General features: G+C 69.2%; 28 protein-coding genes. 15 read left to right on the forward strand and 13 right to left on the reverse strand.

Annotation, left to right across the window (positions count from 1 at the left end):
* The first annotated feature begins 17 nt into the window (after window positions 1-17).
* Complete coding sequence (locus ACSFBM_RS17705) at window positions 18-935, forward strand: AraC family transcriptional regulator (RefSeq protein WP_435485501.1); 918 nt, start codon at window positions 18-20, stop codon at window positions 933-935.
* On the opposite strand, the gene ACSFBM_RS17710 is transcribed toward ACSFBM_RS17705, so the two are convergent.
* Genes ACSFBM_RS17710 through ACSFBM_RS17735 form a run of 6 tightly spaced genes read right to left on the reverse strand, consistent with a single transcriptional unit; the run spans window position 936 to window position 5,717 of the window.
* Complete coding sequence (locus ACSFBM_RS17710; protein WP_435485502.1) at window positions 936-1,757, reverse strand: aldolase/citrate lyase family protein; 822 nt, start codon at window positions 1,755-1,757, stop codon at window positions 936-938. It abuts the gene before it with no gap.
* 5 nt (window positions 1,758-1,762) lie between these two features.
* Window positions 1,763-2,575, reverse strand: coding sequence for a 2-oxo-hept-4-ene-1,7-dioate hydratase (gene hpaH, locus ACSFBM_RS17715; RefSeq protein ID WP_435485503.1), 813 nt, complete (start codon window positions 2,573-2,575; stop codon window positions 1,763-1,765).
* Window positions 2,572-3,453, reverse strand: a complete 882-nt coding sequence (locus tag ACSFBM_RS17720; RefSeq protein WP_435485504.1) for a fumarylacetoacetate hydrolase family protein — start codon at window positions 3,451-3,453, stop codon at window positions 2,572-2,574. Before ACSFBM_RS17720 ends, hpaH begins: the two co-directional genes overlap by 4 nt.
* A complete protein-coding gene (locus tag ACSFBM_RS17725; RefSeq protein ID WP_435485505.1) occupies window positions 3,450-4,340 on the reverse strand; it encodes an amidohydrolase family protein in 891 nt (296 codons plus the stop codon). The genes ACSFBM_RS17720 and ACSFBM_RS17725 overlap by 4 nt, the downstream gene beginning before the upstream one ends.
* 43 nt (window positions 4,341-4,383) lie before the next feature.
* The gene (locus ACSFBM_RS17730) at window positions 4,384-4,809 is read right to left on the reverse strand and encodes a RidA family protein (RefSeq protein WP_435485506.1); all 426 of its coding nucleotides are present in this window, start codon (window positions 4,807-4,809) and stop codon (window positions 4,384-4,386) included.
* Window positions 4,806-5,717 (reverse strand): Bug family tripartite tricarboxylate transporter substrate binding protein, encoded by a 912-nt coding sequence (locus ACSFBM_RS17735; RefSeq protein ID WP_435439726.1) that lies wholly within the window; start codon window positions 5,715-5,717, stop codon window positions 4,806-4,808. Before ACSFBM_RS17735 ends, ACSFBM_RS17730 begins: the two co-directional genes overlap by 4 nt.
* Window positions 5,718-5,984: 267 nt before the next feature.
* Here ACSFBM_RS17735 and ACSFBM_RS17740 point away from each other — a divergent pair, with 267 nt between their 5' ends.
* Entirely contained in the window at window positions 5,985-6,620 is a 636-nt protein-coding gene (locus ACSFBM_RS17740; protein WP_435485507.1) for a flavin reductase family protein, read from the forward strand.
* Complete coding sequence (locus tag ACSFBM_RS17745; RefSeq protein ID WP_435439528.1) at window positions 6,601-7,419, forward strand: IclR family transcriptional regulator; 819 nt, start codon at window positions 6,601-6,603, stop codon at window positions 7,417-7,419. The genes ACSFBM_RS17740 and ACSFBM_RS17745 overlap by 20 nt, the downstream gene beginning before the upstream one ends.
* Before the next feature lie 8 nt (window positions 7,420-7,427).
* Here the strand turns inward: ACSFBM_RS17745 and ACSFBM_RS17750 are convergent, their stop codons facing one another.
* The 3 genes from ACSFBM_RS17750 to ACSFBM_RS17760 form a co-directional block, all read right to left on the reverse strand.
* A complete protein-coding gene (locus ACSFBM_RS17750) occupies window positions 7,428-7,856 on the reverse strand; it encodes a type II toxin-antitoxin system VapC family toxin (protein ID WP_435485508.1) in 429 nt (142 codons plus the stop codon).
* Complete coding sequence (locus ACSFBM_RS17755) at window positions 7,853-8,098, reverse strand: type II toxin-antitoxin system Phd/YefM family antitoxin (protein WP_435439530.1); 246 nt, start codon at window positions 8,096-8,098, stop codon at window positions 7,853-7,855. Before ACSFBM_RS17755 ends, ACSFBM_RS17750 begins: the two co-directional genes overlap by 4 nt.
* A 115-nt stretch (window positions 8,099-8,213) precedes the next feature.
* Window positions 8,214-9,122, reverse strand: coding sequence for a LysR family transcriptional regulator (locus tag ACSFBM_RS17760; protein ID WP_435485509.1), 909 nt, complete (start codon window positions 9,120-9,122; stop codon window positions 8,214-8,216).
* A 177-nt stretch (window positions 9,123-9,299) separates the two neighbouring features.
* Here ACSFBM_RS17760 and ACSFBM_RS17765 point away from each other — a divergent pair, with 177 nt between their 5' ends.
* The 10 genes from ACSFBM_RS17765 (at window position 9,300) to ACSFBM_RS17810 (ending at window position 17,240) form a co-directional block, all read left to right on the forward strand.
* A complete protein-coding gene (locus ACSFBM_RS17765; RefSeq protein ID WP_435485510.1) occupies window positions 9,300-10,019 on the forward strand; it encodes a pirin family protein in 720 nt (239 codons plus the stop codon).
* A 151-nt stretch (window positions 10,020-10,170) separates the two neighbouring features.
* Window positions 10,171-10,824 (forward strand): hydrolase, encoded by a 654-nt coding sequence (locus tag ACSFBM_RS17770; RefSeq protein WP_435485511.1) that lies wholly within the window; start codon window positions 10,171-10,173, stop codon window positions 10,822-10,824.
* 17 nt (window positions 10,825-10,841) lie between these two features.
* Window positions 10,842-11,123, forward strand: a complete 282-nt coding sequence (locus tag ACSFBM_RS17775; protein ID WP_435439534.1) for a DUF1427 family protein — start codon at window positions 10,842-10,844, stop codon at window positions 11,121-11,123.
* A complete protein-coding gene (locus tag ACSFBM_RS17780) occupies window positions 11,116-13,008 on the forward strand; it encodes an amidohydrolase (RefSeq protein ID WP_435485512.1) in 1,893 nt (630 codons plus the stop codon). The genes ACSFBM_RS17775 and ACSFBM_RS17780 overlap by 8 nt, the downstream gene beginning before the upstream one ends.
* Before the next feature lie 2 nt (window positions 13,009-13,010).
* Entirely contained in the window at window positions 13,011-13,421 is a 411-nt protein-coding gene (locus ACSFBM_RS17785; protein WP_435485513.1) for a DoxX family protein, read from the forward strand.
* The gene (locus tag ACSFBM_RS17790; protein ID WP_435485514.1) at window positions 13,414-15,048 is read left to right on the forward strand and encodes an MFS transporter; all 1,635 of its coding nucleotides are present in this window, start codon (window positions 13,414-13,416) and stop codon (window positions 15,046-15,048) included. The genes ACSFBM_RS17785 and ACSFBM_RS17790 overlap by 8 nt, the downstream gene beginning before the upstream one ends.
* A gap of 28 nt (window positions 15,049-15,076) precedes the next feature.
* Window positions 15,077-15,634 (forward strand): Dps family protein, encoded by a 558-nt coding sequence (locus ACSFBM_RS17795; RefSeq protein ID WP_435485515.1) that lies wholly within the window; start codon window positions 15,077-15,079, stop codon window positions 15,632-15,634.
* 27 nt (window positions 15,635-15,661) lie between these two features.
* On the forward strand, window positions 15,662-16,270 hold the full coding sequence (locus tag ACSFBM_RS17800; RefSeq protein WP_435485516.1) for an AraC family transcriptional regulator: 609 nt from the start codon (window positions 15,662-15,664) through the stop codon (window positions 16,268-16,270).
* 23 nt (window positions 16,271-16,293) lie between these two features.
* Window positions 16,294-16,611: a GNAT family N-acetyltransferase gene (locus tag ACSFBM_RS17805; RefSeq protein WP_435485517.1), complete on the forward strand. Its 318-nt coding sequence runs from the start codon at window positions 16,294-16,296 to the stop codon at window positions 16,609-16,611.
* Window positions 16,612-16,625: 14 nt separating this feature from the next.
* Complete coding sequence (locus ACSFBM_RS17810; RefSeq protein WP_435485518.1) at window positions 16,626-17,240, forward strand: antibiotic biosynthesis monooxygenase; 615 nt, start codon at window positions 16,626-16,628, stop codon at window positions 17,238-17,240.
* Here the strand turns inward: ACSFBM_RS17810 and ACSFBM_RS17815 are convergent.
* On the reverse strand, window positions 17,231-17,962 hold the full coding sequence (locus tag ACSFBM_RS17815) for a DUF1275 family protein (RefSeq protein WP_435485519.1): 732 nt from the start codon (window positions 17,960-17,962) through the stop codon (window positions 17,231-17,233). The genes ACSFBM_RS17810 and ACSFBM_RS17815 overlap by 10 nt on opposite strands.
* A gap of 140 nt (window positions 17,963-18,102) precedes the next feature.
* Entirely contained in the window at window positions 18,103-19,125 is a 1,023-nt protein-coding gene (locus tag ACSFBM_RS17820; RefSeq protein WP_435485520.1) for a S1C family serine protease, read from the reverse strand.
* A gap of 344 nt (window positions 19,126-19,469) precedes the next feature.
* Between ACSFBM_RS17820 and ACSFBM_RS17825 the strand changes: the two genes are divergently transcribed.
* Window positions 19,470-20,915 carry a catalase gene (locus ACSFBM_RS17825; protein WP_435485521.1) on the forward strand — a complete coding sequence of 482 codons (1,446 nt, stop codon included), beginning with the start codon at window positions 19,470-19,472 and terminating at the stop codon, window positions 20,913-20,915.
* A 44-nt stretch (window positions 20,916-20,959) separates the two neighbouring features.
* Here ACSFBM_RS17825 and ACSFBM_RS17830 read toward each other — a convergent pair whose 3' ends face one another.
* Window positions 20,960-22,516, reverse strand: coding sequence for an amidase (locus ACSFBM_RS17830; RefSeq protein WP_435485522.1), 1,557 nt, complete (start codon window positions 22,514-22,516; stop codon window positions 20,960-20,962).
* Window positions 22,516-23,505: a Bug family tripartite tricarboxylate transporter substrate binding protein gene (locus ACSFBM_RS17835; protein ID WP_435485523.1), complete on the reverse strand. Its 990-nt coding sequence runs from the start codon at window positions 23,503-23,505 to the stop codon at window positions 22,516-22,518. Before ACSFBM_RS17835 ends, ACSFBM_RS17830 begins: the two co-directional genes overlap by 1 nt.
* 142 nt (window positions 23,506-23,647) lie before the next feature.
* Here ACSFBM_RS17835 and ACSFBM_RS17840 point away from each other — a divergent pair, with 142 nt between their 5' ends.
* The gene (locus ACSFBM_RS17840; RefSeq protein ID WP_435485524.1) at window positions 23,648-24,559 is read left to right on the forward strand and encodes a LysR family transcriptional regulator; all 912 of its coding nucleotides are present in this window, start codon (window positions 23,648-23,650) and stop codon (window positions 24,557-24,559) included.
* Window position 24,560 lies beyond the last annotated feature (1 nt).

Below are 24,560 nucleotides of genomic sequence, written 5' to 3' on the forward strand. Positions count from 1 at the left end.
GGCATAACATGCGCCCGATGCTGCCCACCACCTGCCACGACACCCGCTTCGGCCAACGCCTGGCCAGGCAGTACGGGGTCGATGCGGTGCCCTCGCTGGTCACCACCTCGCGCTGGGGCTCGGAGCTCGGCATTGCGCGCATGCACTACGACCAGCCGCATCTGTTCGTGCTGCCCCCGTTGCCGAGCGAAGACGCCTTTCTGCTGCGCGTGGAAATCGCCTCGGGCGGCAGCCGGCGCATCTGCAAGGGCGGCACCACGCAGCAACTCGGCCTGCAGCAGGAGGGGGCCTTCCACATCACCGACCTGTCGGAGTGCGCCTCGGCCTATGTGTGCAGCCCCTTCAGTTCGATGCTGTTCCACATGCCGCGCGCCACCATCGACGCCTTCGCGCAAGAGATGGACGTGCCGCGCGTCGGCGCGCTGCGTTGCGAGGCCGGCACCGTCGACACGGTGGTGGCCAGCCTCGGTCGCGCCATGCTGCCGGCGCTGATGCAGCCCGAGGCGGCGAGCACCTTGTTCGTCGACCACCTCACGCTGGCGCTGAAGGCCCACGTGCTGCATGCCTACGGCGGGGCAGCGGGCGCGGTGAGTGCCGAGCCGCGCGGCCTCGCGCCGTGGCAGGAGCGCCGCGCCAAGGCGTTCCTGCTGGCGCATCTGGCCGGCGACGTGTCGCTGGCCGAGGTGGCGCGCGAGTGCGCGCTGTCGCGCAGCCATTTCAGCAAGGCCTTCAAGCAGAGCACCGGCCAGACGCCGCACGCCTGGCTGGTGGCGCAGCGCGTCGCGGCGGCGCGCCGCCTGCTGGGCCAGGCCGACCTGCCGATCGCGGAGATCGCCGCGGCCTGCGGCTTTTCGGACCAGAGCCACCTGACGCGGGTGTTCTCCGCGCAGGTGGGCACGTCGCCGGCGCGCTGGCGGCGGCTGAACGCGGGCTGATCAGTAGGCGATCTGGCCGGCCTGCGCGGACCTGCTCCGGTCCTGGAACCGCGCTGCCGCCGCTTCGGCGCCGCGCGCCAGTATCTGCAGGTCCATCGCCACCGCCACGAAGAGCGCGCCCAGGTCCAGGCATTCGCGTGCCCGCGCTTCGTCCAGCATCAGGATGCCGGGCGCCTTGCCCCTGGCGCGGATGCGGCGGATCGCGTCGTCGATGGCGCTGCGGACCTCGGGGTGCCCCGGGTCGCCCGGATGCCCCAGGCTCGCCGAGAGGTCGGCCGGGCCGATGAAGACGCCGTCCACGCCGTCCACCGCCAGGATCTCGTCGAGATGGTCGAGCGCCTCGCGCGTTTCCACCTGCACCAGCACGCAGAGTTCGTCTTGCGCGCTGCTCACGTAGTCGCGAATGCGCCCGAAGTTCGATGCCCGCATCGACCCGCCCATGCCGCGCAGGCCTTGCGGGGCATAGCGCGTGGCGCGCACCGCGGCCTGCGCCTCGGCCGCGCTCTGCACGAAGGGCAGCAGCAGGCTCTGCGCGCCGATGTCCAGGTAGCGCTTGATGAGCACCGTGTCGTTCCAGTCGGGCCGCACCACGGCCGACGTGCGCCGCGCCGTGTCGGCCGGCGCCGCGGCGCCCACCGCCTGCAGCTGGTGCAGCATGTGCGGCACGTCGGTCGGCGTGTGCTCGGTGTCCAGCAGCACCCAGTCGAAACCGGCGCCCGCGACGATCTCGGACACATACGGGTCGGGCAGCGTCGACCACAGGCCGATCTGCGGCACGCCGGCGGCGAGCGCACGCTTGAAATGGTTGGGTGGCACCGGCATGGCGTTCACCCGAAATGGCACGACACGGTGCCGAAGCTGCCGTAGTCGGCCACCACCGTGTCGCCCTTGGCGACCTCGATCGGCCGGATGAACGAGCCCGCCAGAATGACCTGACCGGCCTGCAGCGTCACGCCGAAGCGGTGCAGCCGGTTGGCCAGCCACGCCACGCCGTAGCCCGGGTGGTTGAGCACGCCGGCGGCCAGGCCGGTTTCCTCGACCTCGCCGTTGCGGCTCACGATGGCGCCGATGCGCCGCATGTCCGCATCGACCAGCGCCGGCTTGAAGGGCCGGCCGCCCAGCACCAGCGCGGCGTTGGCCGCGTTGTCGGAGATGGTGTCGAACACGTTGCGCGTGCGCCCGGTTTCCGGGTCGATGCGCTGGATGCGCGCATCGAGGATCTCGAGCGCAGGCGTCACGTAGGCCGTGGCGTCGAGCACGTCGAACAGCGTGCAGTCGGGTCCCGACAGCGGCCGGGCCAGCACGAATGCCAGCTCGGCCTCGATCTTCAGCTGCAGGAAGCGCTCGGTCGGAATCACCGCGCCGTCGCGGTGGAACATGTCGTCCAGCAGCGTGCCGTAGTCGGGCTCGGCGATGTTCACCGCGCGCTGCATCGCCTTGGACGTGAGGCCGATCTTGTGGCCCTTCACCGTGCGGCCGTTGCGCAGCTTGAGCTGCATCCAGGCATGCTGGATCGCGTAGGCGTCGTCGATGGTCATGTCCGGGTAGTCCAGCGAGAACTGGCGGCATGCCACGCGCGTGTGCTGCGCCTGTTCCAGCCGCTCGGCGGCCTGCGAGAGGGTGCTGGCGTCGAGGCTCATGCGGTGGCCTCTTCAGCGCGCACCACGTTGCGCAGCACGCCCACGCCGTCGACCTCGACCTCGACCACGTCGCCCGGCTGCAGGAACCGGGGCGGTTCGAAGCGGATGCCGGCGCCGGTCGGCGTGCCCGTGGCGATGATGTCGCCGGGCTCCAGCGTGGTGAAGGTCGACAGGTAGCCGATGAGGTACGCAAAGTCGAACATCAGGTGCGCGGTGGTGTCGTCCTGGCGCGGCTCGCCGTTGACGCGCGTGCGCACGCGCAGATTGCCGTAGCCCTGCGGGAACTCGTCGGCCGTGACGATCCACGGCCCGATGGCACCGGACGCATTGAAGTTCTTGCCCTGCGTCACGTTGAACTTGGCGTGATGCACCCAGTCGCGGATCGTGCCCTCGTTCATGCATGTGAGGCCGGCGATGCAGGCGAGCGCCTCGTCGCCCTTCACGCGGCGCGCGCGCCGGCCGATGACGATGGCGATCTCGCCTTCGTAGTCGAGCTGCGTCGATTCGAGCGGCTGCTGCAGCGGCTCGGCGTGCCCCACGAACGATTCGGCCACGCGCATGAAGATGCTCGGGTACTTGGGCAGGTCGCTGCCGTCCTTGTACTCGGCGTTGCGGTGCGCGTAGTTCACGCCGATGCAGAACACGCGGCGCGGCCGCGCGATGGGCAACTCGAAGCGAACGTCGGCCAGCGCATGGTCTGGCGCGGCGCCCTCGGCCGCTTGGCGGGCCTGGGCCAGCGCGGCCTCGCCGCCTTCCAGCAGCGCGGACACCGAGGCGAAGGCGGGCAGGCGCCGCCCCAGGTCGACGGCGCCGATGCCGTTGTCGGTGACGCAGCCCCAGTGCGAGGCCCCGCCGTGCAGGTAGCTGATGAGTTTCATGCGGTCTCGAATCCAAAGAAGCGGGCGGGGTTGTCGACAAGAATCTTCTGGCGCACGGCGGCGTCGGGCGCGAAGCGGTAGAGCAGCTCGAGCAGCGCGCCCTCGTTGGGCGGCTGCTTCACGGAGATGGGGTGCGGCCAGTCGCTGCCCCACACGCAGCGCTCGGGCGCGGCCGCGATCAGCCGCTGCGCCAGCGGCACCACGTCGTCCCACGGCGCGCCGGTCTTCGAGATTTTTTCGGACAGCGACAGCATCACCCAGAAGTTGCCGCGTTCGAACAGCGCGAGCATGCGCGCGAGGCTCGCGTCGGCGTCGCCGCGCGACGGGTCGGCGCGGCCCATGTGGTCCAGCAGCACCGGCACGTCGAGCGACTCGAAGGCCGCGAGCTGCTCGGCGATGCCTTGGGGTTCGGGCTGCACCTTCACGTACCAGCCCAGCTCCTTGACGCGCGCGAAGGCGCGCGCCTGTTCTGCCGCGCTCAGGCTGATGCCCAGGCCGCCGCGGGTGAAGCGCGCGCCGCGCACGCCGGCGTCGTGCAGCCTGTGCAGGTAGGCGTCGTCGCGCTCGGTGAGCACGGCGGCGTTGGCGCACGCCATGTAGCGGCGCGGGCCGCCGCCGGCGTTCAGGCCTTCCAGCGCGTCGAGCACCACCGTGTGGTCGGCGCCGTAGGTGGTGGCCTGCACGATCACGCCGCGCTGTATGCCCAGCGTGGCATGGAGCTTCTGCGCGACCTGCCAGGTGGCGCTGGGCATTTCATAGGCGGCGTTGGGCCGCACCGGGTATTGCTCGCGCGGGCCGAACACGTGGAACTGACTGTCGCACGACAGCGGCGGCGGCAGTGGCGCGGGCGCGCGCGGATGGGGGTCGAAGGGGAGGTAGTCGGGCATGGTGTCGGGGTGGTTGTGTGTGTGCGTTCGTGTGGGGCGCCGGTCAGGCGATCCAGGCGGTGAAGCTGCACTCGACGAGCTTTCCCATGTCGAGCTCGGGCGCGACGATCGCGTGGCGCGCGGGCCGCGAGGCGGCGTCGGGGAACATCTCCAGCCAGGGCACGTTGAGCGCGGGGCGCTGGCTGCGGTCCTTCATCCAGACGGTGAGCTTCACGATGTCCCGCGTGCCGCCGCCCGCCGCTTCCACGATGCGGCGCACGTTGTCGAGCATGAAGCGGCACTGCGCCTCGATGGTCTCTGCAGGCTTGCCCGTGGCCGGGTCGTTGCCCTGGATGCTGCCGCTCTCCAGCAGCGGGCCGATGCGGCAGGCCGCCGGAATGGGGTTCTTGTGGCCGAAGCCGTCGATGTAGACGCTGGTGCGCGCGGCGGGCGCGGCGCGCCCCAGCAGGGGGGTGGTCGGGGTGCTCATTCGGCGGAAATGTTGGCTTGCTTGATGACCGGCATCCACCGTGCGTCTTCTTTGGTCAGGAACTGGGTGAACTGCGCGGGGGTGCTGCCGCGGGCCTCGGAGCCCAGCGTCTGAAAGCGGGCCTGCACGGCCTTGTCGGCAAGGATCTTCTGCAGCGCCTCGGACAGGCGCGTGACGATTTCCTTGGGCGTGGCGCGAGGCGCGAGGATGCCGGTGAAGGTCTCGGTGCTGAAGTCCTTGAAGCCGGCCTCCTGCAGCGTCGGCACGTCGGGCAGCTGCGGCAGCCGCTTGGGCGAGGTGACCGCGAGCGCGCGCGTGCGGCCTTGCTGGATGAAGGGCCCGGCCACGGAGATCTGGTCGAAGTTGAACTGCACCTGGCCGCCCAGCAGGTCGGTGGTGGCGGGTGCGTTGCCCTTGTAGTGCACCGTGGTCCAGTGCGCGCCGCTTTCGCGCTGCAGGTACTCGCTGACCAGGTGGTTCTGCGTGCCCGCGCCGGGCGAGGCCATGGTCAGCGTGTTGCCGGGCTTCTTGCCTTCGGCCACGAGGTCGGCCACGGTCTTGTAGGGCGTGGACGGATGCACCTGCAGCACCAGCGGCGTGAACGACACCGAGCTGACCGGCGCGAAGTCCTTCTTCCAGTCGTAGGCGTTGCGCTTGAAGATGGTCGGCGAGAACAGGATCGGCCCGTTCGCGCCCATGAAGAAGGTGTAGCCGTCGGGCGCGGCCTTGGCCGCGTACTCCGCCGCGATCATGCCGCCGGCGCCGGGGCGGTTGTCCACGATGAAAGGCTGCTTGAACACCGCCTGCAGCTGCTCGCTGATGATGCGCGCGGCGCCGTCCACGTTGCCGCCCGGCGGGTAGGGCAGCACCAGCTTCACGGGTTTGTCGGGCCAATCGGCCTGCGCCATGGCGGGCAGTGCGGCCAGGGTCGTGCATGCGGCCACGGCGGCGGTGGCGATGAGTGTCTTCAAGTCATGTCTCCTGAATTCGGCGCCGGCACCGCAAGTTGGCTGCGGTTTGATCGGCGACCCGTCCACTCTAAGAATCCGGCGCCGGATGCTGCAATGCAATATCCTCCGGTTGTTCCATATCGTGGACGTTTTGGAAAAGTCGGCGCCCGGTGCCGCAGCAGCGCTGCCGACAATCGAGGCCCAGCCAACCCACAAGGCCCTCCCATGTTTCTCGATGCCGGCGATCTTTCGCCCGAAGCCACCTACCGCCTGATGAGCGGCATCGTCGTGCCGCGCCCGATCGCCTGGATCACCACCGTGTCGGAAGCCGGCGTGGTCAATCTCGCCCCGTTCTCCTGCTTCACCTTCGTGTCGAACAAGCCGCCGCTGCTGGGCGTGAACATCGGGCGCAAGGCGGGCCGGCGCAAGGACACGGGCGCCAACATCCATGCGCTGGGCGAGTTCGTCGTGAACATCGGCGACGCCTCGCAGATGGTCGCCATCCACGAGAGCAGCGCCGAGCACGCCCCCGACGTGAGCGAGACCGAACTGCTCGGCCTGGGCACCTTGCCCTGCAGCACGGTGCGGGTGCCGCGCCTGGCGGACGCGCCGGTGAGCATGGAGTGCAGGCTGGAGCGCGTGATCGCCTTCGGCGACACGGGCGCGGAGTTCTTCGTCGGCGAAGTCACGGCCTTCCACCTGCGCGACGGCCTGATGCGCGAGGGCAAGGTCGACACGCGCGCGCTCGACCCCGTGTGCCGCATCGGCGGGCCGAACTACGCGACGCTCGGCGAGATCGTCACGCTGCGCGGCATGCAGCAGACGCCCAAGGCGGTGATGGATGGCCGCGGCGGCGGATAAGGACACCTGCGCCGCCACCGCCGGCGCGCAGAGCGTGCGCCGCGCGCTCGCCGTGCTGCGCGTGCTGGCCACCGGCCAGGAGCGCGGCGTGCGCCTGACCGACGTGGTGAGCCACACCGGCCTGAACCGGCCCACGGTGCACCGGCTGCTGCGCGTGCTGGTGGAAGAAGGCGCGGTGGAGCAGGACGCGTCCACCCGACGCTACCTGGTCGGCGGCGAGGTCTCGCTGCTCGGCCTGGCGCGCGCGAGCCGCTTCCCCATCCAGGCCATTGCCGAGCCGCACCTGCGCCACCTGAGCGAGAGCCTGGGCGACACGGCCTTCCTCACCATCCGCAACGGCACCGACTCGGTGTGCATCGACCGGCGGCCCGGCAGCTTTCCGGTGAAGGTGCTGTCGATCGAGATCGGCGCGCGGCGCCCGCTGGGCGTGGGCGTGAGCGGCCTCGTGCTGCTGGCGTCGCTGCCGGCCGACGAGGCGGCGGATGTGGTGCGGCGCAACGCGCGGCGGCTCGCGGCCCTGCATGTGGACCCGGCCGACCTGCTGGCGCGCGCGGTGCGCACCCGCGCGCAGGGCTATGCCTACGCCCCGGTCGGCGTGGTGCCGGGTTCGCGCGCGGTCGCGGTGCCGGTCTGCCTGGCCGACGGCCGCACCGTCGCCGGACTGGCGATCGCCACCATCACCGAGCGGCTGCCCGATGCGCGGGTCGAGAGCGTCGTCGCACAGATGCGCGAGAGGGCCCGGCTGATCGGCGCGCAGGCGGCGGAACTGGCGCGCAGGAAGTCGGCGCGGCGCGAGTAAGAAATGATCTACCGCTCCAGCCAAGGATTGACGAGCATTGCGCCCGTTTTGACAAATCCACCGGTGTCTCGCGACACGATGGCCAGCCCGTGATGCAGGGCCGTAGCGGCAATGATGAGATCAGGCTGCGGAAAGGTGTGGCCGGATTTGCGTCCTTCCTCGACCAGCAGCCGCCACTTGAACATGATGTCTTCGCTGACCGGCAGAACGCGGTTTTCGAACATCGGACGCAGTTGCAGATTCAGCCAGTCTTTGAGGGACGCGCGTTTGTGCATGTCCTCGATCAGTTCGATGCCGAACCGGATTTCTGCAAAGGTGACCGCACTTACGAACAGGCTGTCGAGCGGCTGCGCGCTGATGAAGGCAACGACCTTCGGCTCCGGTCGAGCACGCCGCAGCTCGGACAGGATGTTGGTATCGAGCAGCCAGCCTTTCACAACTGCACGTCCCGAACCGGAGAGGTTTCGGACGGCGCGAGAACCAGATCGATGTCGCGATGCGGCGAGGCTTGCAGCGCATCCACCAAGGCTTTGCCTGTTTGCGCTCCTTGCAGGCGCCGAAACTCTTCGGCGGCGATGACGACGACTTCATCGCGACCGTGAACGGTCACGTGCTGCGGCCCCTCGCTGCGAACCAGCCGCACCAGCTCGCTGAAGCGTGCCTTGGCATCTTGGAGCAACCAGTATCCCGGCGGAGGCGCTGGCCGTTTGGGTGGTGGATTTCCCGGTTGATTAAATCTAGTCATAACGACCAGATTAGCAGGGCGGGTTGGTCGATGCAAGAAAATCCGGCATTCACACCGACCGCGGCAACAACGCCGGCACCAGCTGCCGGTTCAACTGCTTCACCCACCACTTCAGCGCCTGCCCCATGACGCCGGTCTTCCAGCCCAGCCAGAACGCCTCGGGCGCGCGGGGCTCCTCGGTCTGCAGCTCGACCAGCGTGCCGCGCGCCAGCTCGCCCGCGATGCAGGCGCGCGGCAGGAAGCCGTGCCCGAGGCCGGCCACCTGGCAGGCGATCTTCGCGGGCATGGAGGGCACCGCGATGCGCGGCTGGCCCGCGAGCAGGCCCACGGTGCGGTCCGACAGCGTGCGGGCGCTGTCGCTCACCACGATGGCGTTGTGCTCCAGCAGGTCGCCGCGCTGCAGCGGGTGCCTCGCGCGGGCCAGCGCATGCGTGGGCGCGACGCAGAAGGCGAAGTCGAGGCTGCCCACCATCACGGCCTGGTAGCCGCCGCCGGCGGGCCCTTCGCCCGCGGCGATGACCACGTCGGCGCGGCCCTCGCGCAGCGCCTCCCAGCTGCCGGTGAGCGCCTCGCAGCCGATGCGCAGCCGCGTGCCGCAGCGCAGGTCTTCGAAGGCGCGCACGTCGTCGATAAGCGCCTGTGTGGGAATGAGCGAGTCGTGCACCAGCCGCAGCTCCGACTCGAAGCCGGTGGCGATCTGCCGCATGCGCGATTCCAGGTCGCTCGCGGCGCTCAGCAGCCAGCGCCCCTCCTTGAGCATTTCGCTGCCGGCGGCGGTGAGCGTCACGCGCGGGCCGTTGCGCTCGAACAGCTGCATGCCCAGCTGTTCCTCGAGCTTGCCGACGGCATACGAGATGGTGGAGGGCACCTTGTTCAGGCGCGCGGCGGCGGCCGCGAACGAGCCGTGGCGGTCGATGGCGTCGACCACCTCGATGGCTTCCAGGCTGAGTTTGAGCACGTGTGGTTCCTTCGAAAAAGCCGGGCCGGATCAATGATCGAAAAATTCGATCATAGACGGCAAAAGGTTTCGCCAACAGGCCCAGCGTGAAGCCCGAAGATTCATCCCATGCCTCGGAAATACCTTCGACGCCAATTGTGAATTCAATCGAATTCAAACACTGCCAAGGAGTGAATCATGTTGGACATTCGCAGCGCCGCCGACCGTGGGATCGCAGACTTCGGCTGGCTCAAGTCGCGCCACACCTTCTCGTTCGGCCATTACCACGACCCGAAGCAGGAAGGCTTCTCCGACCTGCTGGTGATCAACGACGACCGCGTCGCGCCCGGCCGCGGTTTCGGCACCCACCCGCACCGCGACATGGAAATCTTCTCGTACGTGCTCGACGGCGCGCTCGAGCACAAGGACTCGATGGGCACGGGCTCGGTCATCCGCCCCGGCGACGTGCAGATGATGAGCGCCGGCACCGGCGTGCGCCACAGCGAGTTCAACTCGTCGGCCACCGAGCCGCTGCACTTCCTGCAGATCTGGATCGTGCCGGGCGCCAAGGGCGTGGCACCGCGCTACCAGCAGGTGCACTTCGCGCCTGAAGACAAGCGCGGCCGCCTGCGCCTGATCATTTCGCCGGACGGCACCGACGGCTCGCTCGCGGTGCACCAGGACGCCCGCGTGTACGCAGGCCTGTTCGACGGCAACGAGACCGCCTCGCTGGCCTTCGGCCCCGAACGCAACGCCTATGTGCACGTCGCGCGCGGCAGCGTCGAGGTCAACGGGCAGCGCATGTCCGAAGGCGACGGCGCACGGGTGCGCAACGCGCAGCAGATCGAACTGGCGCGCGGCGAAGGAGCCGAGGTGCTGGTGTTCGACCTGCGCCCGAACGAGCTGCCCGCGTTCTGAGCGGCGGCAAATGTCCAAACGGCCTCATTAATCGACAAGACATGCACCCTCGCTGAAACGAGGATGCACGCCAGAGGCCAGCAACGGTTTTCACGGGGCCACGCCCCACTTTTTTCTCGCTTTCACCTCAACCTCGTCACGGAGTCAGCTCATGTCCATCAAAGCCACCCCCACCGCCGGCGCCAAGCTCCTCACCCCCAAGGACCACACGCTGGTCATGATCGACTTCCAGTCGCAGATGGCCTTCGCCACGCACTCGATCGAAGCCATCACGCTGCGCAACAACGCCGCGCTCGTGGCCAACGCGGCCGCCGGCTTCGGCGTGCCGACCGTGCTCACCACCGTGGCCGAGAAGAGCTTCTCGGGCCCGATGTTCAGCGAGATCACCGACGCCTTTCCGGGCCAGAAGATGCTCGACCGCACCTCCATGAACACCTGGGAAGACGCGGCCGTCATCGCCCGCATCAACGAGATCGGCAAGCCGCGCATCGTGCTGTCGGGCCTGTGGACCGGCGTGTGCATCGTCGGCCCGGCGCTCTCGGCCATCGACCAGGGCTTCGAGGTGTTCGTGATCGCCGACGCCTGCGGCGACGTGTCGGCCGAGGCGCACAACCGCGCGATGGACCGCATGGTGCAGGCCGGCGCGCAGCCCATGACCTCGCTGCAGTACCTGCTCGAGCTGCAACGCGACTGGGCCCGCACCGACACCTACGAGATGACCACCGGCATCGCGAAGAAGTTCGGCGGCGCCTACGGCCTGGGCGTGACCTACGCCAAGACCATGTTCGGCGCGCACGAAGGCTGAACCCGGCGGTGACGAAGATGAAGCCCTATGTTCTGTCGCTCGCGCTCGGCCTGCTGGTCGGTGTGATCTACGCACTGTTCCAGGTGCGCTCGCCGGCCCCGCCGGTCATCGCCCTCGTGGGGCTTCTGGGCATCCTGCTCGGCGAGCAGTTGCCGCCGCTCATCAAGAGCGTGCTCAAGCCGCAGGCCACCGCGACCTCGTGGTTGCAGCACCAGGTCAAGCCCCACGTGTTCGGCGAGTTGCCGCAATGCACCGCCGCCACGGCGGCCAAGGAATCGAAGGAACCCCGCCATGGCTGATGCATCGCATCCCGACCTCATCCTGCACAACGGCCGCTTCACCACGCTGGACCGCGCCAACCCCACGGCCAGTGCCGTGGCCATCAAGGACGGCCGCTTCCTGCGCGTGGGCCGCGGCGAAGACGTGCTGCCGCTGGCCGGCAGCGCCACCCGCGTGGTCGACCTGCAGGGCAAGACCGTGCTGCCGGGTCTGATCGACAACCACCTGCACATCATTCGCGGCGGGCTGAACTACAACCTCGAGCTGCGCTGGGACGGCGTGCGCAGCCTGGCCGATGCCATGGGCATGCTCAAGCGCCAGGTCGCCATCACGCCCGCGCCGCAGTGGGTGCGCGTGGTGGGCGGTTTCACCGAGCACCAGTTCGTGGAAAAGCGCCTGCCGACCATCGAAGAGCTGAACGCCGTGGCGCCCGACACGCCGGTGTTCATCCTGCACCTGTACGACCGCGCGCTGCTCAACGGCGCCGCCCTGCGCGCCGTGGGCTACACCCGGGACACGCCCGCGCCGCCCGGCGGCGAGATCGTGCGCGACGGCGCCGGCAACCCCACCGGCCTGCTGCTGGCCAAGCCCAATGCGTCCATCCTCTACGCCACGCTGGCCAAGGGCCCGAAGCTGCCGCTGGACTACCAGGTCAACTCCACGCGCCACTTCATGCGCGACCTGAACCGCCTGGGCGTGACCGGCGCCATCGACGCGGGCGGCGGCTTCCAGAACTACCCCGAGGACTACCAGGTGATCCAGCAGCTGGCCGACGCCGGCCAGCTGACCATTCGCTTGGCCTACAACCTGTTCACGCAGAAGCCCAAGCAGGAAAAGCAGGACTTCCTGAACTGGACCGCCACCTCCAGATACAAGCAGGGCGACGACTACTTCCGCCACAACGGCGCGGGCGAAATGCTCGTGTTCTCGGCCGCCGACTTCGAAGACTTTCGCCAGCCGCGCCCCGACATGGCGCCCGAGATGGAAGGCGAGCTCGAAGAGGTGGTGCGCGTGCTGGCGCAGAACCGCTGGCCCTGGCGCCTGCATGCCACGTACGACGAGACCATCGAGCGCGCGCTCGACGTGTTCGAGAAGGTCAACCAGGACACGCCGCTGGCCGGCCTGAACTGGTTCTTCGACCATTGCGAAACCATTTCGGAGAAGTCGATCGACCGCATCGCGGCGCTGGGCGGCGGCATTGCCGTGCAGCACCGCATGGCCTACCAGGGCGAGTACTTCGTGGAGCGCTACGGCGCCGGTGCGGCCGAGGCCACGCCGCCTGTGAAGCGCATGCTGGAGAAGGGCGTGAACGTGTCCGCCGGCACCGACGCCACGCGCGTGGCCTCGTACAACCCGTGGGTGTCGCTGTCGTGGCTGGTCACGGGGCGCACCGTGGGCGGCATGCAGCTGTACCCGCAGCGCAACTGCGTGGACCGCGAGACCGCGCTGCGCATGTGGACTGAGAAGGTGACCTGGTTCTCCAACGAGGTCGGCAAGAAGGGCCGCATCGAGGCCGGCCAGCTGGCCGACCTGATGGTGCCCGACCGCGACTTCTTCGGCTGCGCCGAATCGGACATCGCCGACACCACCGCGCTGCTGACGATGGTCGGCGGCAAGGTGGTCTACGGCGCCGGCCCGTTCGCGCCGCTGGACGAAGGCACGCCGCCCGCGGCCATGCCCGACTGGTCGCCCGCGCGCACCTTCGGCGGCTACGGCGGCTGGGCCGACACGAAGGAAGGTGCGCCGCTGCAGAAGGTGTTGCGCAACGCGGCAGCGGCCTGCGCCTGCGCGAACGACTGCAACGTGCACGGCCACCAGCACGCTACGGCCTGGAGCAGCAAGCTGCCCATTGCGGACCTGAAGAGCTTCTGGGGCGCGCTGGGTTGCGCCTGCTGGGCGGTATGAACATGCGCTGGGTCCCCTCTTTCGTGACCGCTCCCGCGCTGCGCTGGATCGCCTTGCTGCTGCTGTGCGCCGCCTACCTGCAGGGCGGCCTGAACAAGGCGCTGGACTTCACCTCGGCCATCGCCGAGATGAACCACTTCGGCGTGTCGCCCGCGGCGCCCATGGCGGCGGCGGTGATCGTGCTGGAGCTGGGCGCCTCGGTGCTCATCCTCACGGGCTTCCACCGCTGGCTGGGCGCCCTGGCGCTGGGCGCGTTCACGCTGTTCGCCACCTTCGTGGCGCTGCGCTTCTGGCAGATGCCGGTGGGGCAGGAGCGCTTCATGGCCGCGAACTCGTTTTTCGAGCACCTCGGGCTGGTCGGCGGCTTCGTGCTGGTGGCCTGGCACGACCTGAAGGGGCGCGCGCATGGCTGAGGCCGCCACGACCGCAAAGACCAAAAAAGCCGAAAAGGCCGAAAAGGCCGAAAAGGCCGAAAAGGCCGGCGGCAGCTTCGCGCCGCTGCGCCAGCCGGTCTTCGCCGTGCTGTGGGCCGCCACCGTGCTGGGCAACATCGGCAGCTTCATGCGCGACGTGGCCAGCTCGTGGCTGGTGACCGACCTGTCGGCCAGCCCCACGGCCGTGGCGCTGATTCAGACGGCGGCCACGCTGCCGATCTTTCTGCTCGCCATTCCGGCGGGCGTGCTGTCGGACATCCTCGACCGCCGGCGCTTCCTGATCTTCGTGCAACTGGTGCTGGCCAGTGTCAGCGGCACGCTGCTCGTGCTGTCGCACACCGGCGCGCTCACCGTCGAATACCTGATCGGGCTGACCTTCGTCGGCGGCATCGGCGCGGCGCTGATGGGGCCGACCTGGCAGTCGATCGTGCCCGAGCTGGTGCCCAGGTCCGACCTGAAGAGCGCCGTGGCGCTGAACTCGCTGGGCATCAACATCGCGCGCTCCATCGGCCCGGCCGCGGGCGGGCTGATTCTGGCGAGCTTCGGCGCGGCCATGACCTATGGCGCCGACGTGCTGAGCTATGTGTTCGTCATCGCGGCGCTGCTGTGGTGGAAGCGCCCGGCCGCGGTGGACAGCGGCCTGTCGGAGAACTTCCTGGGCGCCTTCCGCGCCGGCCTGCGCTACACGCGCGCCAGCAAGGAGCTGCACCGCGTGATGCTGCGCGCGGCCGTGTTCTTCCTGTTCGCCAGTTCGGTGTGGGCGCTGCTGCCGTTGGTGGCGCGCCAGATGCTGGGCGGCACGGCCGGTTTCTACGGTGTGCTGCTGGGCGCGGTGGGCGCGGGCGCCATCGCCGGTGCGCTTGTCATGCCGCGGCTGCGCGCGCGGCTGGACGCCGACGGGCTGGTGCTGCTGGCCTCGGTGATCACCGCCGCCGTGATGGCCGCGCTGGTGTTCGCGCCGCCCAAGTGGCTGGCCGTGCTGCTGCTGTTGCTGCTGGGCCTGGGCTGGATCATTGCGCTGACCACGCTCAACGGCGTGGCGCAGGCCATCCTGCCGAACTGGGTGCGCGGGCGCGGGCTGGCGGTGTATCTCACCGTGTTCAACGGCGCCATGGCGGCCGGCAGCCTGGGCTGGGGCCTCGTTGCGCAGGAAATCGGCGTGCCCTCTACGCTGGTGGCCGGCGCCGTCGGCCTTGTCATCGTGGCGCTGCTGTTCCATCGCGCACGGTTGCCCACGGGCGAGTCGGACCTGCAGGCCTCCAACCACTGGCCCGAGCCGCTGGTGGCCGAACCCATCGCGCACGACCGCGGCCCGGTGATGGTGCAGGTCGAGTACCGCATCCGCAAGGAAGACCGCCCGGCGTTCCTCGACGCCATGAAGCGCCTGTCGCTGGAGCGCCGCCGCGACGGCGCCTACGCCTGGGGCGTGACCGAGCACACCGGCGACGCCGAGCGCGTGATGGAGTGGTTCCTCGTGGAGTCGTGGGCCGAGCACCTGCGCCAGCACCACCGCGTGTCGCATGCCGACGCCGACCTGCAGGGCGAGGCCGTGCGCTTCCACATCGGGCCGGGGAAGCCCGTGGTGCATCACTTTCTTTCTCTCTGAAACCCCAGGAACTCCAAGGAACAACCTCATGGCCACCTCCAAACCCGTCAAGACCGCCAGGTCCGTCAAGGCACTGGCCGGCAGCACCAAGGCACGCCGCACCGCGTCGCTGCACACGCCCAGCGACCTCGGCGCCGATGCCACGCGCGACATTTCCGCGGCGCTCAACGTGCTGCTGGCCGATGTGTTCGCGCTGTACTTCAAGACCAAGAACTTCCACTGGCACATGTCGGGCCCGTCGTTTCGCGACTACCACCTGCTGCTCGACGAACAGGCCGACCAGATCTTCGCCACGGTCGACCCCATTGCCGAGCGCGTGCGCAAGGTGGGCGGCACCACGCTGCGCTCCACCGGCCATGCCGCGCGGCTGCAGCGCCTGTCCGACAACGACGCCGACTTCGTGACCCCCATCGGCATGCTGGCCGAGCTGCGCGAGGACAACCAGCGCCTGGCCGGTTTCATGCGCGCCACGCACACGGTGTGCGACGAGTACGGCGACGTGGCCACCGCCAGCGTGCTGGAGAACTGGATCGACGAGGCCGAGCGGCGCACCTGGTTCCTGTTCGAGTCGGTGCGCCAGGGCTGAGAAGATCCGAGGCGGCCGTCTTCCCCGATGCACGCGACAGGCGCTTACGGCGACCTGCTGGGACGGTACTTCGAAGTGCCGTGCGCGCCCGCGCTCGTCATGTTGCCGACGGCATCCGCGGCGCCGTTCGTCGCCACGCGCATCACCTGCCTGCCCGACCAGCTGGGCATGAAGCAGGAGATTCCGCCCGAAGACGCTTTCGCGGTCACGCTGCACCTCGTCGGTGTGGCGCACCACGAACTCTGGGTGCGCGGGCGGCCTTCGGTGGTGCGCGGCTATGCGCCCGGCGCGATCAGCATCGTCGACCTGCGCGACGAGGTGGCGAGCTACCTGGGCACGCCGCTGGACGCGCTGCAGTTCTATGTGCCGCGCGCGCTGGTGCGCGGCGTGGCCGACGCGGCGGGCCTGGCGCGCGTGAGCGGCCTGGCCTGCGCGCCGGGCCTGGTCGATCCGGTGATGTGCAACCTGGGCGCGGCCGTGCTGGCCCTGTTCGAGCGGCGCGAGCCCGAAGGCTCGGCCGTGCAGCAACACCTGGCCCTGGCCATCTGCGCCCATCTGGTGCACCGGTTCGGAAACAATGCCGACACCGGAACCACAGCGCCTCAGGCCGCGCGGCAACTGCCGCATCTGCATTGAAGCGCCCCTATCGAGAACCCTTCATGACCACTTCTTCCACGCCCTCTTCGGTTCAGGACAACCCCGCGAAGCACCGCTTCGAATACGCGTCGCAGGGCGAACGCGCGGTTGCCATCTATTCGCTGGACGGCGACGTCATCACCTTCATCCACACGCTGGTGCCCGAGGCGCTGCAAGGGCAGGGCATTGCGAAGCAGCTGGTGCTCGCGGGCCTGGCCTCGGCGCGCGAGCGCGGGCTGCACGTGATTCCGCAGTGCCCGGTGTTCGCCGCCTACATGCGTGCGCACCCCGAGACGCACGACCTGTTGGCCGGCGAGGGCCGCACACTGCTCGGCCTTTGACAAGGAGCGCGCGCATGACCGCCGACGACCGCCACCCCGAGCTGCGCACCGCCACGCTGGACCAGATTGCCGGGCGCGCGCTGCCCGGCGCCGAAACCGTCACCGCCGTGATCCAGCAGACGGTCAGGCGCGAGGCCGTGGCCGCCTACGAGCAATGGCTGAAGAAGGTGGTGCCTATCGCCGCACGCTTTCCGGGGCACCGCGGCGTGAACGTCATTCACCCGGCGGCCGGCGGCCTGCAGTACACCATCACCATCCGCTTCGATTCGCTCGCGCATGCGCAGGACTGGTTCGCCTCCGGGGCGCGCCGGGAATTGGTCGAAGAGGTGGCTCCGTTGCTCGACGCCGACGAGAAGGTCGAAACGCGCACCGGCCTCGAGTTCTGGTTTCACCCGTCCGCCGGGCAACCGCCGGCCAAGCGCTACAAGCAGTTCCTGCTGACGCTGTCGGTGATCTACCCGTTGACCGTGGCGGTGCCGGCGGTGTTTCACCGGCTGCTGGCGCAAGTGCCGGTGGTGTCGAACTACTGGGTCGAACACCTGATTGCATCGGCGGCCATCGTCGGGCTGATGGTGTATGTCGTCATGCCGAGGTACACGCGCCTGATGGCGCGCTGGCTCTACAAGTGACCGGGTGAGGCCTTGAGTGCAGGCGCCGCCGGTGGCGCGGTGGGGTCGCCTTCATGCGTGCTGCGCTGGAGCACCACCGACAGCGCGGCCAGCACGGGCGGCACCGCAAAGCACCACATGTTCCATCGCGCGTAGATCAGCGCCGCCGCCGCGCAGCCGGCGGCGAACCAGGCCACGGCCAGCGCCATGCGTCGCATGCGCGTGCGTGCGGCGGCGGCTTCTTCGGGCGCCTGTACGCCCCGCAGCAGGTCGGCCAGGTCGACCATCACCTGCGTGGTGGTGCCGGTCATCAGGGTGGTCGGCGGCGCGCTGCCCAGGTGGATGCGGTGCACCGCGTTCTGGATGGCCATGGCCGACACCAGCACCAGGCCCGTGAGCATCGCGGTGGCGCTGTCGCCGTCGGCGAACGGGCCGTAGTGGATGGCGAGGATGCCGCCGGCCAGCAGCAGCGCGGCCTTCAGGATCAGCATCGTGCGCAGCACCGGCAGGCCGAACCCGGGCAGGCCGTAGCTCAGCCAGCGCGCGAGCATCACCACCACGCAGAACACCGGCAGCGCCAGCAGCTTGGTCAGCGCGCCCGAGGTGCCGTGCACCAGCGCCGCACCGATGGTCACGAAGTTGCCCGTCACGTGCGCGGTGAACAGGCCGTGCAGCGCCAGGAAGCCCGCGGTGTCGACGAAGCCGCCGTTGAGGCTCATGAGTTGGGGCAGGGTGGGTTTCATGGAAGACCTTCACGTGAGGGCGACGCGCAAGTTCGCAGCGCGCAGTGTGAATGGTGCGCCATGGCGCCGGTGCGGTCTTGTCGTGTTGGCTTGCGCTTTGCACATTTGCGGCGTCGCGCGCGCAAACGAAAGGGCTCGCTCTACCGCACATTCAGCTTGGTTCGCTCTCCGCTCGCAGCGTTGACCAGCTGAACGTCCTCCCCATCCTTCACGGTGTAGTAGCAGATACGACTCCAGCCGGGCACGTTGAACGTCGCGCACATGGTGTCGTCTCGCACCTCCCAGGAGCCCCATGCGGTCGACATGGCGTTCCTTGCAAAGATGCGGCCGGCTGAAAACGTCAACTCGACGGTGCCGAAGGTCGCTGGATCGCGCGGATGCCGATACGCCCAGGTCTTGCCGAGCAGCATCGGCATCTCCAGGTGCAACCTGGGTGAACCTGGCACGTCGGGACGCGCCGGGCCTTGCTGCACCACCGGGGGCGTGCTTGACGGCTTGTTGTACGCCGCCAAGGCGAGGCGGCCCCGCTCGGGCAGGTCGAAAATCCAATCGGCCGGTCGTGCGAAGTTGAGATTCTGAGCCGTGCCTGTGATGCCCGAGGTCGTGATTCCCACCAGTCGGCCTTGTTCATCGAACAAGCCGCCGCCGCTCGAGCCGGGCGAAATCGGTGCGGAGATCTGGATGTACTCGATGGCTCCGCTGCTGTTTCGCCGCAGGGAGGAGACCAGGCCGTCGCTCATGGTTTGCTCGAGCAGGCGCGGGGTGCCGATTGTGTAGATCTTCTGCCCCACTCTCAGCGTGGCCACGGACGCCGTCGTGACGGCAGGCGCCGTGAAATTGTCGACCTTGACCGAACACAGGTCGCGTTCCGTGTCGGGATATTCGAGTTGCGCCTGGAACGTCACGTTCTCGTGTTTCACCATGATCGCCCCGGCTTTCGCGAGTACGTGGCAGTTCGTGACAAGCCTTCCTCGTTCGATCACGACGCCGGTCCCAGTGCTGAGCGGCTTGCCTTGAGGATCGAGCGTGCTGATGACCCAGATCGATGGTGACGCGCGTTGGAACAGGTCCTCCGCCGACATGGCATGGGAGACCGCCGGCGCGCTGGCGAGGACGCCCACTCCAAGCATGGCCCAGGTCACGGTGCCGCAGGCAGCGGCCACGACGTTTTGCCTAAGGGATGCAGCGCGACGGTTGCGAGAGGCTGCCTTCTTCCCGGCACTGGGCAAACGACGACTCATGATCTTGATGGCGGTCCGCGAAAAGCACAAAAGGTGGCACTGCGACGCAGACGGCCGCACTCGAAATTAGTTTGCGGATGCTTACCGCATGCTGACCGGGCGATGGCCGCGCGCGAGATGCTGCTCGCATGGCTTGCCCTGCCTTGCTGAGAAGCGCCCCGGCCACGGCATTCAACCCGCGCGACTCTTCTTCAAGACGCGCCGGCCGCCCCGGGGTACACATCGCCACGGGCATCTGCCCCGAGCCACCGACCCAAGCCCATCCCATGCCCCCCGAAAGCAGCAGGCCGCCCACCCTGACCACCACCGGCGGCGCGCCCGTGGCGAACAGCCAACACTCGATCACCGCGGGTCCGCGCGGGCCGATCCTGCTGCAGGACTACCAGATGGCCGAGAAGCTCGCCTACCTGGCGCGCGAGCGCATTCCCGAGCGGGTGCTGCACGCCAAGGGCGCGGCCGCCTTCGGCACGCTGCGCATCACCGGGGACATTGCGCGCCACACCCGTGCGAGCGTGTTGCAGCCGGGCCAGCACACGCCGGTGCTGGTGCGCTTCTCGGGCCTCACGGGCGAGCGCGGCAGCGCGGATGCGGAGCGCGACATGCGCGGTTTTGCGTTGAAGGCCTACACGCAGGAAGGCAACTGGGACTTGGTCGGCAGCCACCTGCCGGTGGCCTGCATCCGCGACCCGCAGAAGTTTCCCGACCTGGTGCGCGCGCTGAAGCGCCACCCCGTCAGCCACCTGCGCTCGCCCACCGCCATCTGGGACTTCTGGTCGCTCTCCCCGGAAAGCATGCACCAGATCGTCATGCTGTTCTCCGACCGCGGCCTGCCGCTGAGCTACCGCCACATGCACGGCTACGGCGCGCACGCCTTCGGGCTGATCAGCGCGGCCAACGAGCGCACCTGGGTCAAGTTCCACCTGAAGACGCAGCAGGGCATTCGCCACCTGACCAACGCGCAGGCGCGCGAAGCCATCGCCGACGACCGCGAGAGCGCGCAGCGCGACCTGTTCGAGGCCATCGAGCGCGGCGAGCATCCGCGCTGGGCGCTGCACGTGCAGCTGATGAGCGAGGCGCAGGCGCAGAGCCTGCCCTTCAACCCCTTCGACCCCACCAAGGTGTGGCCGCAGGACGCGTTTCCGCTGGTCGAGCTCGGCCTGCTCACGCTGGACGCCAACCCCGACAACTACTTCGCGCAGGTGGAGCAGGCCACCTTCGACCCGGCGCACCTGGTGCCGGGCATCTGCATCTCGCCCGACAAGCTGCTGCAGGGACGTCTGCTGGCCTATGCCGACGCGCAGCGCTACCGCGTGGGCACGCACCACGCGGCGCTGCCGGTGAACCGGCCGAGGTCCGAGGTGCACACCTACCACGCCGACGGCGCCATGCGCATGGACGTGCCGGCGCGCACCGACGCCTACTACGAGCCAAACTCCTTCGGCGGCCCGCGCCCCGACCGCCGGCTGGCGGAGCCCGCGCTGTCGCTGAGCGGCGATGCCGCGCGCTTCGACGACCGGCAGGGGCTGGGCGACTACGCGCAGGCGGCCGCGCTGTACCGGCGCATGGACGACGGCGAGCGGCAGCGCCTGGCCGCCAACATCGCGGCGTCGATGGACGGCGTGCCCGAGAGCATCCAGCGGCGGCAGGTGGCGCACTTCCATCTGGTGGATGCGGCCTTGGGCGAGGACGTGGCGACGCACCTGCTGCGCTGAATGGCCGGCCTTCGGACGGCCTTCAGACGGCGTTCAGACGGCCTTCAAACGGCTGAGACGGCGGCCGTCGCCGTGCCAGCACCCTGGCAGATCGGCGGTGTCTTGACGATCGACGTCAGCGCAGGCTCGGCCGCGCGCAACGCCGACAGGTCGGGCCTTGGACGGCGCAACTGCGCATGCGCCGAGAAGGCCGCTTCCATGGCCCGCGCCGCGCCCAGCACCTGGTGGTCCGCCCTGAAGCCGCCCACCACCTGCAGCCCGAACGGCATGCCCGCATGGTCGAGCCCGCAGGGCAGCGAAATGGCGGGGTGCGTGGTCAGCGTGACCACATAGGTCAGCGCCAGCCAGCGGTAGTAGTTGGCCTGCGGCTCGCCGTTGATGTGGCTGGCGTACGGCTGCGTCCAGGGAAAGGGCGTGACCGGCGTGGTGGGCGACAGCACCAGGTCGTAGTCGGCGAAGGTGGCCTGGAAGCGCTTGAGCAGGCGCGTCTGCTCGGCCTGCGCCCAGGCGCTGTCGAGCAGGCTCATGCGCGCGCCCATCTCGTAGTTGGCGCGCGGGTTCGCGCCCAGGCTGTCGGGGTCGCGCTCGTAGGCCGCGTGCATGCCGGCCACGAAGGCCTCGGCGCGCAGCACGTCGAAGCAGCGGTGCGCCTCGCCCAGGTCGAACTCGACCTTGTCGCAGCGGCGGAACAGGTGCCGCATGGCCTCGATCTTCTGGCGGAAGGCGGCGCGGATGCCGTCGTCCACGGCGCAGGTGCCGAAGTCTTCGGTCCATGCCACGCGCAGGGTGGCCAGGTCGACGTGCGCCGGCGCCAGGAAGGACAGCGGGTCCAGCGGATAGGTGAGCGGGTCGCCGGCGTGCATGCCGGCGGACGCGGCCAGTTGCAGGCAGGCATCGTCCACGGTGCGGCCCATGGGGCCGACCACCGAGATGGGCGTCCAGCCCAGCGGCTTGCGCACGCTGGGCACGACCCCGGGCGAGGGCCGAAAGCCCACCACGCCGCACTTGGCCGCCGGAATGCGCAGCGACCCGCCGGTGTCCGAGCCGGTGCACACCGGCAGCATGTCGCACGCCAGCGCGGCCGCCGAGCCGCCGGACGACCCGCCAGCGTTGAGGTTCGGGTCGAAGGGGTTGCCGGTGGCGCCCCACACCTCGTTGCGCGAGTTGGCGCCGGCGCCCATCTCGGGCACGTTGGTCTTGCCCGCCACGATGGCGCCCGCGCGGCGCAGGCGTGCCACGAGCTCGATGTCTTCGGTCGGCACGTGGTCGCGGTAGATGGCCGAGCCCCAGGTCGTGAGCAGGCCCTCGGTGGGTTCCAGGTCCTTCACGCCCAGCGGCAGGCCGTGCAGCAGGCCGAGCGTGTCGCCGCGCATGACGGCGCTTTCCGCGGCAGCGGCTTCGGTGCGCGCACGCTCGAAGCAGGTGGCGGTGACCGCGTTGACGAAGGGGTTCACGCGCTCGATGCGCGCGATGCAGGCCTCCAGCAGTTCGACGGGCGAGACCTGCTTGGTGCCGATCAGGCGGCGCAACTCGACGGCGGATTTTTCGACGAGCTCGGTGCCCGCTGCGCCTGAGCCGTGCGATGTGTTCGTCGGGTTCATCAGTCGGCCGTGATGTTCGCGCGCGCCGCCACGGCGCGCATCACCGGCAGCTCGCGGTTGATGAGCTCGCTCGTCGCGGCGGCGTTGCTGTAGGCCGGCTCCAGGCCCTGGGCCAGCAGCTTGGCGCGCGTGTCGGGGTCGGCAATGGTCACGGCCAGCGCCTTCTCGAGCTTTGCCTTCACGTCGGCGGGCAGGCCCTTGGGGGCCACCAGCGCCAGCCAGGTGTCCATGTCGATGCCGGGGTAGCCGCTCTCGGCCATGGTGGGCACGTTGGGCAGCAGCGCGGAGCGCTTGGCGGTGGTGAGCGCAATGGCCTTGATCTTGCCGCTCTTGAGCTGCGGAATCGCCGCGCTCACGGTGTCGATGCTGAACGGAATCTGCCCGCCCATCAGGTCGGTCATGGCCGGGGCGCTGCCCTTGTAGGGCACATGCGTCATCTTCAGGCCGGCGGCATGCAGCACGCTTTCGCCGGCGAACTGCGCGGTGGTGCCGGTGCCGAAGGAGCCGTATGAGTACTTGCCGGGCGAGGCCTTCACGTAGTCGACGAACTGCTGCACGGTCTTGACCGGCACGTCGCTGTTGGCCAGCAGGATCAGGCCGGTGCGCCCGGCGATGCCGATCGGCTCGAAGCCCTTCACCGGGTCGTACGGCAGGTTGGGGCGGATGGCGGGGTTCACGGTGAAGGTGGTGCCCGAGCTGACCAGCAGCGTGTAGCCGTCGGGTGCCGCCTTCGACACGTAGCTCGCGCCGATCACGGTGCCCGCGCCGGCGCGGTTCTCGATGACCACGGGCTGGCCCAGCTCCTTGCCGAGCCGCTGCGCGATGACGCGGCCGTTGACGTCGGTCGCGCCCCCGGGCGGAAACGGAATGACCAGCGTGATCGGGCGCGTGGGAAAGGCCGTCTCGGCGGCGGCGGCGGTCAGCGGCAGGGCGCCGAGTTCAAGGCCGCACAACAGTGCCATGCCAGCCATGAGCGGGAGACGGTTCATCGTTTAACTCCTGGGAATCGAGGGAAGGGCAAGGCCATCCTAGGAGTCGCAGGCAGCTGCCACAAGCGCAATGTTTAGAATCTTGCGTTGCCGAATCGGCAATCGACACGGGTCGCTGCGGGCCCTGCACACAGGAGAGTTCATGTCGCTTCGCGCCTTGCAGGAAACCGCCGTGCGCTACTTTCTAGAGGTGGTGAAAACCGGCTCCGTGAAGGACGCCGCGCTCAGGCTCAATGTCGCGCCTTCGGCCGTGAGCCGGCAGGTGGCGCGGCTGGAGCGCGAGCTCGACACGCTGCTGTTCGACCGCCACGCGCGCGGCATGGTGCCCAATGCCGCGGGCGAGCTGCTGGCCGCGCATGCCAGGCGGGCGCAGCACGACATCGAGCGGGTCGCCAACGACATCGCCGGCCTGCGCGGCCTGCGCAGCGGGCATGTGCGCGTGGCGAGCACCGAGGGCTTCGCGTTCGACTTCATCCCCACGCTGATCGCGCGCTTCAGGTGCAAGCACGAGGGCATCCGCTTTCACCTGGAGGTGTGCTCTCCGGGTGACATTTCCAGGCGGGTGCGCGACGGCGAGTCCGACGTGGGCATCACCCTGAGTGCGGCGCCCGAGCCCGGCATCGAGATCGAGCTGCGGCACCCCAGCCCCATCCTGGCCGTGATGGCCAAGGACCATCCGCTGGCCGCGCAGCGGCAGCTGGCGCTGCGCCAGGTGGTGGCCTACCCGCTGGGGCTGCCGCAGGAAGACAGCTCGATACGGCGCCTGCTCGACGCCAGCTGCGCCCGGCAGGGGCTGCGCTATGCGCAGGCCATGTCCAGCAACCATGCGAATGCGCTGCTGAGCTTCGCGGCGGCCGGCGGCGGCAGCATCGCGTTCTATGGTGCGCTGTCGATGCGCACGCTGTTGCAGAGCAAGGCGCTGGTGGCCATTCCCCTGAAAGACCGCGAGATGAACGAGCGCCACCTGGAGATCGAGACCATGGCCGGCCGGCCGCTGCCCGATGCGGGCAAGGCCTTCGTGCGGTACCTGGTGGACGCGGTGAAGGCGACCTGAG

The sequence above is a fragment of the Variovorax pasteuri genome (assembly GCF_051216435.1).
In the GTDB taxonomy this organism is placed as follows: Bacteria; Pseudomonadota; Gammaproteobacteria; order Burkholderiales; family Burkholderiaceae_C; genus Variovorax.